The sequence below is a fragment of the Levilactobacillus fujinensis genome (assembly GCF_003946335.1).
Lineage (GTDB): Bacteria > Bacillota > Bacilli > Lactobacillales > Lactobacillaceae > Levilactobacillus > Levilactobacillus fujinensis.
In genome coordinates this window covers 60,936-73,688 of the sequence record NZ_RHNX01000013.1, presented here as the reverse complement: position 1 = coordinate 73,688, position 12,753 = coordinate 60,936, and the positions used below count along the sequence as shown (strand labels likewise).

The following is a 12,753-nucleotide window of genomic DNA, read 5'->3' as shown; positions in this document are numbered from 1 at the left end:
TCATACAAAAAGAGCCCTAATCACCAAGTGATTAGAACTCCAATATTTTGTTCACCAACAACAGTTGACGAAGAACCATTTCTGTCCAACCTTGGGGGTTCACTTCAATCACGCTTATTTCTTCTCAATTTTTCGTAATGGCCGCTTGATCAAATGCAGCAGCTTTTCCGACTGAAGCCGGGCAACCACCGCGTCAACAGCTACCTGCATCAGCTTTTCATTTAAGTCCTTTGCAGCCGGTTGGACCTGTTCTTCACCAAGATGATGAAGTCGGTCTTCCAATTGGCCAATGAAATTATCGTAAGCCTGTTTGGGATAGTCGCCAGCCGTAATCTGATCGATTCCCGAGCGGACCGTATCCGTTTGGAACATGGGCTTGAGAAGGCTGATCATCAAAATATCTGTCAGCTGCATGGTCTGATATTTCTTCTTAACGGGTGCCAAAATGACGTTGTGCTTCACATAATTATTGATCATTGCCGGCGTAATCGTGTCGATTCCCAGCGGTCCCAGCACATCGTTGATCAGCGCCGTGACCTGGTCCATGTAGAGGTCAAACTTCGGTAAATCATCCCAGCGTGGGAGTCTAACGCCGTGCATCTGATGTTCCCAGCGGGTGTATTGATTAAAATCAGCCATGTTACTTCCCTACCCTTCCGTTTCTACCTCCGATTATAGCATAGAATCTAGTCACAGTGACTAGCTAAGAAATAAATCCGGGAATTCACCTAGTGAAAAGACCAGTAACGGGTTAACGCCACCGAATCCGACTTAGAATCCGGTGACCCAAAATGTCCTGTACCACGATAAAGACCGGAACGACGCTCGCCATTAATGGCAGATAAAGCAACGCTAATTTCCAATTCAATAGACTGACTAAGGAGAAAATTGGGCCAAAGAACAGGAAAATCACTGCAAACAGACCAGCCATAATTACCACCAACGCTATCTTGAAGCGGTTCAGTGGTCGGGCAACCATCAGTAACGCATTTAGGCTGATCAATCCGGTCATCAAGACACTCAACGTCGAGGTCGTGGCAAAGCTCAGACTAAATTGCGTCCCAATCGCCATAATAACCAGGATGTAGCTGACTACGCAGATAGCAGCCGGCGCAGCGATCTCCATAACTTGCTGCATGAACCGGCCCGTGATGCGGGCATAGTTAGGCTGCAGCGCCAGGAAAAACGTTGGTATCCCCACCATTAATGATGAGATGGGAGTCAGCTGAATCGGCTCGAACGGATAACTACGTGTCATGAAAATAAAGATCAGGGTGAGCACGACCGAATACATCGTTTTGATTAAAAATAGGGACGCGACTCGTTCGATGTTGTTGATGACTCGTCGCCCCTCATTAAGGACGTTAATCATCGCATCAAAGTTCGAGTCGACCAGGACAAAATCAGCTAGACTCTTAGTTGCCTCGCTTCCGGATGCCATGGCAATACTACAGTCGGCTTGGCGTAGGGCCAGCAAATCGTTGACCCCATCCCCAGTCATTGCCACCGTATGACCAGCACGTTGATAGGCTGTGATCAGTTGTTCCTTTTGCTGCGGCGTGACCCGGCCGAATACGTTATTTTCATCAACAAGACGGTCGTAATCCGGTTCAGCACCCACCTGGCTCATGTCAACCAGTTGCTTGGCCCCGGCAATTCCGGCACGTTCAGCAATGCTGGCGACCGTGACGGGGTTATCCCCGGAGATCACCTTTAACGCGACATCTTGATTGGCAAAGAAACTAAATGTATCCTTGGCGCGTGGCCGCAGTTCATCGGTGATCAACAAGAGTCCGATTGCACGTGGATTAACCGGATGGGGCGTCGTCAAATCGTCGACTTCGGCCAATAAAAGCACCCGATACCCTTGCGCCGCCAGCACTTGAATTCGCTGTTTAACGGCGTTCGGCACTGTTTCAAAGATAAACTCCGGGGCCCCCATGACGTACGCGTGCTGGTCAAAGGCCGCCCCGCTCCATTTACGACCGGAAGAGAACGGTAAAATGGCGTCGGCCGCAACCGTTGGCGTGCCGAGGGCCGTCTGGACAGCCTGAGCCGTTTCGTTATCGTCCCCCGTCGCAGCCACCAGTTCGGCTAGAATGGCGTTGAGTTGGTCGGTCGATTGCTGAGCCAGTGGTTCAACGCTTTCCAGCTGTAAGAGCCCATTGGTAATGGTCCCCGTCTTGTCTAAGCACAGGACATCCACCCGAGCAAGTGCTTCGATGGCGGGCAACTCCCGAACCAGAACGTGCCGGCGACCCAGTGTAAAGGCCCCCGCCGCCAGCGCCACGGACGTCAACAGGACTAGTCCCTCCGGAATCATACCGACCATAGAGGCCACGGTCCCTAGAATCGCGCGGTTTTGACTCTGTCCGCGCATCATGGCCGAGATAAATAGCGCGGCACCTAAAGGAATGATGGCAAACGTCAGCACTTTAATAATTCGATTAATAATCGTCAGCAGTTGGCTGGCCGTCCGGTGCTTCTGTTTAGCCGAGTGTGCCAGTTGTTTGACGAAGCTTCCACTCCCGACCGCCGTTGTTTGCACGACGGCGCGACCACCAAGAATGACGCTCCCGGAAACCAATGCATCCCCGGTCTGTTTGATAATGGGCGTTGATTCTCCCGTAATTTGGGATTCATCGACCTCCATGCCTTGCGTGTCACGAATCAATCCGTCCACGGGTAACTGGTCACCCCGCCCAATTTCGAGTAGGTCATCAATGACAATGGCGTCTTGATGATGGGGGGTGACCTGCCCCTCACGTAGGATATTAATGTTAGCCTCCGATAACAAGGCCAGCTTATCCACTTGGCGTTTGGACCGAATTTCCTGGAAGATACCAATTCCCGTGTTGACCACGACCACGCCTAAAAAGAGTAAGTTTTTATAGCTTCCGGTGAACAGGACCAGTCCCCCCAGAAGCAGGTTGATTAAGTTGAACAGGGTTAATAAATTGTCCCTAAATATTTGTTGAACACTCCGAGTCAGCGGCGGTAACGGGTCATTCTGTTGGCCCGCAGCGATTCGCTCTTTGACCTCAGCGGCCGTCAATCCGCTAGTAATCGGTGGTAAATAACGGTCTGCCATCACACCAGCCTCCTTTACCGTTTCGTTACCCCCATTGTACTAGATATTTTGTTAGCGCTCTCCTAATCCGTTTGGGTTTTCCCTATCCTTAAGCGAATCGCTACCGATTTAACGGTCAGCACCGAAACGGCTATACTGAAATTAGGAAGATTGCAGAAACCAGCTCACGTACCAACCGCGTAGGCGCGCTGATTTCTACCATCTGCCGACCTGCAATTGGTCGAACTCGACTGATAAAATGGTCAAACTAATACACGGGAGGAATCATCATGAATCACAAATCAACAGCTGTTATTCTATTTATACTTTACTTAATTTTGCTTGGATGTATGTTAGCCCATCAAGACATGCTCGCCATGTGGCTCATGTCGTTTGGCATGTTGATCGAAGCGTCCATTAACCTTTACGACCAATTCAAGCGTCGATAGAAAGCGTTGTCATTTTGATAAATTTAGCCTAAACTAGACATATTACGCTGACGACATTTGCCGTCAAGGAGGAACACACGATGACACCCACCAAGATTACGGATACAATCGAACTCGCCGACGGCAACCACATGCCCGTCATGGGATTCGGGACCTATTTAATTGGCGACCAAGACACAATGAATACGACCATTGATGCCGCTTGGAACGCCGGTTACCGGATGTTCGACACGGCCATGATGTACCGCAACGAAGATATTCTCGGACCAACACTCCAGCAGTTAGGCTTGCCCCGAGAAGGCCTCTTTTTGACGAGTAAGGTGGCCGAAGTGGTCCAAGGTTACGACCGGACGATGAAGGCCGTTGAAGGGTCACTGAAACGGCTACAAACAGACTATTTGGATCTCCTATTAGTCCACTGGCCGGTCCACGAATACTTCTTCGACACCTGGCGCGCCATGGAACAGTTGAAGGCTGATGGTAAAGTGAAGTCCATTGGTGTTTCCAATTACACCATGGCTCATCTAGAGTTGCTCGCCACACAGGCCAAAGAGATGCCGGTCGTCAACCAGGTCGAATACCATCCCTACCTGAACCAACAGGCACTACTCGACTTCGACCACGACAAAAAAATCGTCACGGAAGCCTGGAGTCCTTTAGGCCGGCGCGTCGTTTTAGATAACCCAATGTTGGCTAAAATTGCGAAGCATCAAGGCAAAACACCTGCCCAGGTTATTTTACGCTGGGAGTTGCAGCACGGCCTGTTGCCCATTCCAAAGTCAACTCACGTGGACCGAATTCAAGAAAACGCCGATATCTTTGACTTTTCCTTGGCTGAAGATGAAATGACCATGATCGACCTGTTGAATAAGAACGAACGGACCGGAAATGAACCAGAAATCGTTTACGAGACTGGGAAACAGTATTAATTGAGGTTGAAAGTTTCCAAACACACATTATGACTGTTGTCACCACGATACTGGGTCTAAAATTAGGCAACGTTGTCCAACCATCGCCTTACCGGTCAGCAGATATGGATCATGCCGCTAGGAGCGCTGTTGAATTATGCTTAAACTTTAGCAACCACTTGGGATTCAGTGATTAGAAGTGACGCGCACAATCAGAGCCGGAGTGCGGCTATTTTCATTAATTTAGCCGTGATAGTTCCTACTGTCGCAAGAGTAACGCAAACATTTTGGCTTTCAACCTTTAGGTATTAATTGTAAATCCATGAGGACATCCGCTTTAGGACGTTCACATGGTTTTTTGCGTTGACTAAATTAAATATTGTCGATAATTTTATCAAAGCCTAAACCATCGTTGACTATCTGCGCAGTTCTCGTTAATGACAAAAAATATCTTAAGCCCTCAACACCAAAAGAGACACAAAAACGCCCACCCAAGAACACATCTCGGGTGGGCGTTTACCTATTAGAGTTAGTTAATGCTGATTTCATGATTATCGTCAACTTTGGTTTGCTTTGGCAAGGTCAGCGTCAAAATTCCTGCGTCATACTTTGCCTGAACGTTCTTCAAATCAATGTCTGGGAGATAGAAGGAACGCGCAACGTTTTGACTACTCCGCTCTTGACGGAGAACCCGGCCATCGTCGTCCTTAGAAGATTGATTGACCTCAGTCTTACCAGAAATACGTAATGTATCATCGCGATAGTCAACGTGGATGTCGTCCTTCTTAAAACCTGGCAACTCAGCCGTAACCACGTAGTCTTTGTCGTGTTCGACCACATCTGTCTTCATATTGCCATCACCATTAAACATGTCATGACCCAAGTTACCCACTTCATTGAAGAAATTCATTGGATCAAATAAATCAAAGTTCCGGTTCATAACGTCATTAGCCATAATTCATAGCCCCTTTCTACTTGATTACATTATCTATAATAGTCAGGAATGGTCAGAAATGCAAGCAATTAGCACTCGATGCAATACAGTGCTAATTTGTGCTGGAAAACGCTGTCAAAACAGGGATTATATTTATAGATGTGAAATCTACATCATATTAAAATCATATCTTTACATTAAAGGTCAAATAAAATCAAATCACGTCAAGTATGTAAAGGTTATGTTCAGTCTTTGTAAACGTGAACATTTGTTCGTTTTTGTGTGGTAAACTCCTACTTGTCATCACTTAGTCAAAAATGGCCACTGCAGAACATCTCTCTACAGTGACCAAAGTTACACTTAATGTTTACGTTCCAAACCGTCTCGTTCCACCTTGTATAACCCGGTGCGGACGCGCTGATGGAAGACCTTTCGCACCATGACCGTAAACGTATGGTGATACTCAGGAACCACGACGTACTGATACCGGAGAACGTTCTTCTTAAAGTCCGACTTGGACTCCATAAAGTTCTCCTGACCGACCGCTTTATCTGTGAAGTAGTAGTAATTAGCCAAGTAACCCGCATAATAACTATCCACGTCTCCTGGATGCGGATCAACGATCAAAATCTTTGTGTGGCTCAACTTCGTCCACGGTTTTGAGGTCTTATCCAGTTGAATTGGCAACGTCCCTCGATTATAAATGTTGGTATATTTCGTCCCATTGATTTCCGAATACATCATGATAATCGCAAAGAAAATCATCAGAAAGGTTGCCAGTTGATAGGTGTTTTTCGTCACAATTGACTTGAACCCTCGTAGATCACGTTTGCTAAAATCCTGCTCGTAAAAAGTGCGGTCTATGGCGCGTACCAAGACCATTGCCCCAATAAAGAGGTTCAGAATCACCGTACTGCTCATGTACCGTTCAAACCCATCTAGAACAATTGCTTCGGCGTACGGCATAGATAAGATGTACATGCCGAACAGACTTCCATAGTAGAGAATAAATACAAAGTCCAGTAAAATCAACATTCCGAGTAGCTGATTACGTTGCCGATTCCGGTAATGAATAACGAACCAGCCACCGAATAGGATAACATTGATCAAAATAATTCCCTGAGTCGACAACGAATTAAGACTCATGATTTGATGCAGAAATTTCTCCCCAATTTTAACGATGTGCGTGGTCCCTTCGCCCGATAGTTGATGAGAATAGGCCTGTGCACTAATTTCATGCTTAGATTCGGTAAAGGTCGTTTTCACGTGCCGTTCCCACCAAAGAAACGGCGCCAAAGCCACTACCAAGGTCACTGCAAATCGGGCTGGAATACTGAAGATCCTCCAGTACCAGTGCCCTTGGGCATTCGTAATCAGCTCATACAAGAAGTAAACAACCAGAACGGCGACAAAAAAAGCTGCCGAATTCTTAACTAGTAAGAGACTTGCACTAAAAATGGCAACGTGCGCACTCAAATGCCACGGCTGCTTTCGATAGATATAGATGCCGACCAGCCCGGCCACCGTGATAATCGGTAACACGTAATCAACTAATAAATTGTTCAATCGAATATTAATGTTAAACACGTAAGAAACCGCGATAGTCAGACACAAGATAAATGATGTCAGGCTCCGTGTTCTATTCCGTAAGACGTTAAAGATTGCATAGGAAGCTGCCCAGATCAAACCGAATTGCGCAACTAGCATGGCCCCTTCACTGTACCCAGTCCAGGTCACCATTTGCGTAATCCATAACGCAGTTGCTGGTGGATACGACGTAAACGAAATTATTGCGTCGTGCGCGCCTGGTAGCCGACCCGTAAACGTTAGAAATTTAACGATAACCGCCCAATGAGAAAAATTATCGTAATGGACCAACGGACTATGGTACAGCACGTATGCCATAACTAGGCCCAGACTCACCATCCAGAAATCAAAACTATGAATTCCTTCAAACTTGAGTGATCCCTTGCCAAAATGCCCCAGTATTAATCGAATTACCAATAATAGCACACCAAAAAAGGTCACCAGTTGTAATCCCAAGTGCAGAAGCCCCAGCATCGCAAAGACATAGTCCATGAGAATCTGCACTAAGATGCTCGTAATCCATGCGAGATAGGGACTAACCCCCAACCGGCGGATACTGCCGTTATACCCCATTAGCGATAAAGCAATTAATAGTAAGCCTAACCAGGACAAGCTGACACCTCTCTCCTAGCAACCGCACCTAGTGCATTCGCTGCAAATAATGTTTATGAATCTTGAACAGTCCTGTCTTGATTTTTTGATGATAAACCCGCTTCGTCAGCTTGGTAAAGGTTCGATGGTATTCCGGAATCACCACGTACTGATAGCTTTGTACGGTTTGCTTAAAGACAGCTGGTGTCACCATAAAGTCTTCCTGACCCACCGCCTTGTCCGTGAAGTAGTAATATCGTGCGGCATACCCAGCATAATAATCGGCGACATCGCCGGCATGCGGGTCCACAACCAAAATCTTTTTATGATTTAAGTGCGTCCATGGCTTCGAGTCCCGCTGTAATTGTAAGGGCAACGTATTGTGGTTCATTTCGTTTGTAAACTTAGTCCCAGTGATTTCCGAATACATCATGGTGATTGCGAAAAAACCAACGATCAACGTTCCAATTTGATAAGCGTTCTTTGTCACAATCGTCGCAAACGAACGTGAATCTCGCTTTTGAAAATTCTGCTCATACATGGCACCGTCCATGGCACGGACCAGAAACATCGCCCCAATATAGAGGTTCAGAATCACCGTACTGCCCATGTACCGCTCAAACCCATCCAGTAAGATAGCTTCTGCGTAAGGCATAGACAGAATGTACATCCCAAATAAGCTCCCATAGTATAGCAAGAAAATAACGTCGAGCATCACCGCGACCCACAGTAACCGATTCTTCTGCTGACTCCCAAACCGAATCATGACCCAAGCACCAATTAGAATCACATTGATCAACAGAATTCCCTGCGTAGATAGCGATCCTAAGCTCATAATCTGATCCAGAAACTTATGAAAAATTTTCAAAATTGTCTTGGCACTTTCACCCGACAACTGATTTGCGTAGGCTTGCGAACTAATTTCGTGCTTGGAAACGGTAAAGGTGGTCTTCACGTGCCAGTTCCATATTAAAAACGGAATCGCGGCCAGACCAAGTGTCAACGCGGCTTGGACGGGTATCCGGAGAGTCGCAACATACCAGTGCTCGCGATTATTTTGAATCAAGGTGACTAAGAAATAGACCCCGATCACGACCACGAAGAAGGTTGCTGAGTTTTTGACTAATAGTAACGCGGCCACAAAGAGTGCCACGTGTCCGCTCAGCACCCACGGGCGCTTACGGTAAGCCCAGATACCGGCAATCGCAGCAACTGCCAGAATTGGTAACACATAGTCCACCAACAGATTGTTCAAGCGAATCGCGATGTTAAAGACAAACGATATCGCAATCGTCAAGCAGAGCAGCATCCCCATCAATGCTCGCGTTCGGTCCCGTAGCACGGCAAAGACCGAATACGCGGCCGCCCAGATCAGAGCAAACTGGGCAAGTAACATTGCCCCTTCACTAAAACCAGTCCAATGTAGCACTTGCGTAATGTACAGCGCCGTTGCTGGCGGATAAGAAGTAAAGGAAATTAATTTGTCCGCTGCCCCCGGTAATCGGCCACTGAAAAACATAAATTTGACCATAACGGCCCAGTGAGAGAAATTATCGTAATGAACTAAGGGACTGTGGTAAAGCACTTGGCCCATGGCCAACCCTAAAGTAATCATCCAAAAATCAAATAAGTGAATCCCTTCGAATTGTAGTTGGGCCTTTCGCCAAAAACTCAGCACAGTCCACAAAACCAGCTGCGCAATCCCAGCGTAAGTAACCCACTGAATTCCCATGTTTAGGATGCCAACCATCGCGCATCCGTACAGCACAACGATTTGAAACAACATGGCTGTGATCCAAGAAAGGTAAGGACTAACACCTAATCGACGAAGAGTTCCCCCGTAACCGATCAATCCCAACACATATACGCCTAATCCCAGCCACGACACGGTTGGCCACCCACTCTCTTCTCAAATTTAGAACCGGTTGAATCGCCGACCAAAGTTACGTTCGAACGCCCGCGCCCGAACGATGAAGTTCATATAGAGCTCATCAAATGGGGTAATCCAAGCATCCTGGACCCGCGGCAAGGTCCGGTTAGCCCCGTCATAGATTAGTTGCAGATAATAATCTCGGTTGCGATCCGGTTCAACGGAAACCATTGCACTATAGATAGCCTGCTTGCCCCGATGACTGATTCGCGCAATTTTACCATGCAGGATGATTTCCTCGTGCCGGTACTCTAATTGGAAATCGATTTTATCGCCTTCCTTGAGTTCAATGCCACTATCTTTAGGCATGGTAAACGCAATCCCCCCCTCAGAGACATCTTCCGTGGTAAATGGATGCCAGGTCTGGTCGCGACGAACCTGGCCAGAAATCTGCCGGGTAAACCGCTCGTTCTTTCGGTAGACCCGGCGCCCCATAGCAATAAATAGGCACATACTTAAATTAATAAAGTGCATTAATAGCCAGAACGTAATAACACTACCGACTAAAATTTCTGATCCATATTTTCCATAGTTAAACTTAATGATGGAAAGCAGGGTAATCGCCCAAAGGAAGAAGTACGGTAGGATGTACAGCCGATCCTTTAGCGAGATGGTGACGTTCTTCGACGTCACCTTAAACTTCTTAGCTTTAATCCCCAAGGTTTCCAGAAGGACTGGAATAAAGAGGTACGGTGCAAAAAAGGTTTCCTGCACTTCACCCCAACGTTCATTTCGAATCTTCCCGTTGGTTTCGTGCATGCCCGAGGTGTCCCCCATCACATAGTGGAGAAGGAAGTACCCTGGAGCCCATACAACCATTAAGACCCAGAAATTAGCATTAACAACTTGAATTTTAAATAACGCATATAGAATTGGCGCAGTAATGTAGACCATGCGCCGGAAGAACGCCCACCAATAAAAGTAGGTGTTGATCAAAATCAGTCGGTTGATCCAAGACAGCTTCGGGTTCGTAAAGATATGCAGGTTCCGACAGCTTTGAATAACGCCTCGCGCCCAGCGGGTCCGCTGTTTAATGACCCCTTTTAAGTCAATTGGCGTAATCCCACTAGATTCAGGCACCTTTGTCGCTAGGCTGATATACCCCTCCATGTTCAGCATGGTTCCCAACTCAAAGTCTTCAGTAATGGTATCGGTCGGAAAGCCCCCGACTTCATCCACAGCCTTACGCAGGAAGACCGCATTGGACCCGGTGAACAACGCCCGCTTATTGCCCCCGTTGAGGACATTGACGTCCCGAGAAAAGAAATCCTGTTCGTTAGGAATTACCTTTTCGGAAAATAAATTGAACTGGAAAATGTCGGCGTTATAAAAGCTTTGCGGTGTTTGCACGAAGCCCAATGGTTCGGTATTATCCGGATCTTCTTCTAGTTGTCGAAAGTTTTCCTGAAATAAGGGAACCGTGGCATTTAAGAACCCCGAGAACGGAATCATATCCGTATCAAAAATCACAAACAACGGCGAATCTAGCTTAGCCATCGTACTGTTGATGTTACCGGACTTGGCCTTCTTGTTATTAATCACGCCAGAGTACCCGACGTGGTAATGCTCAGCTAGTGCCTTAACTTCCGGTCGGTTCCCATCATCAGAAATGACGACGTGAACTTTACTTTTATCCGGATAATCAATGAACGTAGCGGCATTCACCGTTTTTCGTAACAATTCAACTTCTTCGTTATGGGTCACAATAATTAAGTCGACGTCAGGCACCGTTTGTGTTGGATCGTAATCCGGAATGGTAATGTCTTGTTTTTTACGTGTCGCTAACATCCGGAAGAAAATTAGGATGAAGCCGGTGAAGTTAGATAAGATTTCGCTAATAACTAAGAGCAACGCAAAAATTAGCGTAAAAATATTAGCATGCCACGGGATAGTAAAAAATACCCGCCACAATAAATAGATCACCGACAAAACGATGGCTAAAATGTAAACTGCTCGACGCTTATTAGACATGCTGTCCCTCTTTGAAAATCAAATTCTTTTGAATGTAGTAACTGATCAGAAATAGACAGAAGTCCCCCAACATCTTAGCGACCGTCGGGGCCCAGTGTGCGGAACCAAATGGCAACAAAACGGTTAACCCGTGTGTCAAATAACCAGATGCAACCGTCTGCACGGCAAGTAACGCACCATACTTTAGCAGCGTTTGCTCACCGGCATTGCCAAACACCATGTGTCGATTCAACAAGTAATTGACGATTGCCGATAATAACCGTGCAATGACCGTAGCCACCATGATGGTCCGCAGCGAATGATTGCCAATGAGGCTCATTAGTAAGGTGAACAAACCAATATCCACCAAAAACGACATCAAACCACTCGCCGAAAACTTTAGAAACCGTGAATAAATGGCAACGGAATCTCGGATAACCCGAAAATGAGACGAGGAATTACCATCGAGATAAATCGTCGGAATAGGCTGTTCACTGATGGTCACGTCATACTTTTTAGCTTCTAATAGCATATCAAATTCAAATTCAAACCGTTCACCAGGAAAATTAATCAATTAATGGACGTAGCTCATTGGAATGACCCGCAATCCCGTCTGCGTATCGCTAATCGTTTGGTGCGTGATTAGTCGGACCAGCCCATCCGTTAGCAAATTGCCAAACCGACTTCGAAACGGAATATCCTCCGTAAACTTACGGGCACCAATGACCAGATCACCTGGACGCTGACCGGCTAACGCTAAACATTTTTCTAACGCCACTACCGTATGTTGACCATCAGAATCCATGGTCGCCACTCCCGTTACCGGCGTGGCCTGATCGAGATAAAATTGAAAGCCGGTCTTTAGGGCTGCACCCTTGCCGCGATTATGATCGTGGTGTAATACGTGTAATCGCGAATCACGCATACTTTCAATTTGCTTAAAAATCAGTTGATGAGCCGCGCTACTTCCATCGTCAACTATTAGAATCGTTGAAATTGGCCCGTTGCTAACCAGTAACTGGTGCAACAGGTCGATTAATTTTTGATCCGGATTAAGTGCCGGAATGAGTACACCAAAGGTTTGCATATCTTTTTCCCCTGAGAGCCGAGGCGCTGTATAAACACTAAACCTCGTTAATTAATTCTAATCAAAAATAGAATTGTTTTTCATATATAAGTCTACGTACATGTTATAACAAAATATGAAAAGTGCCTACTGTTTCTAGACACTCTCGGCAGACTGGGTAGCCAAATAATTCCACCTAATTAATCTTGAATTCGCCGTTAATTAGGCGGTTATGAGCTCATTATTACGGGCAACGTTTTCATACACA

General features: G+C 46.4%; 10 protein-coding genes. 2 read left to right on the top strand and 8 right to left on the bottom strand.

Annotation, left to right across the window (positions count from 1 at the left end; translation table 11 throughout):
- Positions 1-114: 114 nt before the first annotated feature.
- Together EKM89_RS06600 and EKM89_RS06595 are read right to left on the bottom strand one after the other, a co-directional pair.
- Positions 115-639, bottom strand: a complete 525-nt coding sequence (locus EKM89_RS06600; protein ID WP_048733978.1) for a DUF1836 domain-containing protein — start codon at positions 637-639, stop codon at positions 115-117.
- Positions 640-751: 112 nt separating this feature from the next.
- Positions 752-3,091, bottom strand: coding sequence for a cation-translocating P-type ATPase (locus EKM89_RS06595; RefSeq protein WP_125686886.1), 2,340 nt, complete (start codon positions 3,089-3,091; stop codon positions 752-754).
- Positions 3,092-3,360: 269 nt separating this feature from the next.
- On the opposite strand from EKM89_RS06595, the gene EKM89_RS14060 reads away from it, so the two are divergent.
- The gene (locus EKM89_RS14060; protein ID WP_164510528.1) at positions 3,361-3,519 is read left to right on the top strand and encodes a hypothetical protein; all 159 of its coding nucleotides are present in this window, start codon (positions 3,361-3,363) and stop codon (positions 3,517-3,519) included.
- Positions 3,520-3,599: 80 nt separating this feature from the next.
- Positions 3,600-4,448, top strand: a complete 849-nt coding sequence (locus tag EKM89_RS06590; RefSeq protein ID WP_125686884.1) for an aldo/keto reductase — start codon at positions 3,600-3,602, stop codon at positions 4,446-4,448.
- A gap of 508 nt (positions 4,449-4,956) precedes the next feature.
- On the opposite strand, the gene EKM89_RS06585 is transcribed toward EKM89_RS06590, so the two are convergent.
- From EKM89_RS06585 to EKM89_RS14185, 6 genes are all read right to left on the bottom strand, one after another.
- Entirely contained in the window at positions 4,957-5,382 is a 426-nt protein-coding gene (locus EKM89_RS06585; protein ID WP_125686882.1) for an Hsp20/alpha crystallin family protein, read from the bottom strand.
- Positions 5,383-5,721: 339 nt separating this feature from the next.
- Complete coding sequence (locus EKM89_RS06580; RefSeq protein ID WP_125686880.1) at positions 5,722-7,560, bottom strand: ABC transporter permease; 1,839 nt, start codon at positions 7,558-7,560, stop codon at positions 5,722-5,724.
- Between the two features lie 28 nt (positions 7,561-7,588).
- Complete coding sequence (locus tag EKM89_RS06575) at positions 7,589-9,427, bottom strand: ABC transporter permease (protein WP_125686878.1); 1,839 nt, start codon at positions 9,425-9,427, stop codon at positions 7,589-7,591.
- Positions 9,428-9,454: 27 nt separating this feature from the next.
- A complete protein-coding gene (locus tag EKM89_RS06570) occupies positions 9,455-11,440 on the bottom strand; it encodes a glycosyltransferase family 2 protein (protein WP_125686876.1) in 1,986 nt (661 codons plus the stop codon).
- Entirely contained in the window at positions 11,433-11,993 is a 561-nt protein-coding gene (locus EKM89_RS14190) for a GtrA family protein (RefSeq protein WP_225421835.1), read from the bottom strand. The genes EKM89_RS06570 and EKM89_RS14190 overlap by 8 nt, the downstream gene beginning before the upstream one ends.
- Complete coding sequence (locus tag EKM89_RS14185) at positions 11,994-12,506, bottom strand: glycosyltransferase family 2 protein (RefSeq protein ID WP_225421834.1); 513 nt, start codon at positions 12,504-12,506, stop codon at positions 11,994-11,996. It lies immediately after the preceding gene.
- Positions 12,507-12,753: the final 247 nt, after the last annotated feature.

Coding starts and splice junctions, on each gene's coding strand:
- EKM89_RS06600 (WP_048733978.1), bottom strand. CDS start 639: ATGGCTGATTTTAATCAATACACCCGCTGGGAACATCAGATGCACGGC.
- EKM89_RS06595 (WP_125686886.1), bottom strand. CDS start 3,091: ATGGCAGACCGTTATTTACCACCGATTACTAGCGGATTGACGGCCGCT.
- EKM89_RS14060 (WP_164510528.1), top strand. CDS start 3,361: ATGAATCACAAATCAACAGCTGTTATTCTATTTATACTTTACTTAATT.
- EKM89_RS06590 (WP_125686884.1), top strand. CDS start 3,600: ATGACACCCACCAAGATTACGGATACAATCGAACTCGCCGACGGCAAC.
- EKM89_RS06585 (WP_125686882.1), bottom strand. CDS start 5,382: ATGGCTAATGACGTTATGAACCGGAACTTTGATTTATTTGATCCAATG.
- EKM89_RS06570 (WP_125686876.1), bottom strand. CDS start 11,440: ATGTCTAATAAGCGTCGAGCAGTTTACATTTTAGCCATCGTTTTGTCG.
- EKM89_RS14185 (WP_225421834.1), bottom strand. CDS start 12,506: ATGCAAACCTTTGGTGTACTCATTCCGGCACTTAATCCGGATCAAAAA.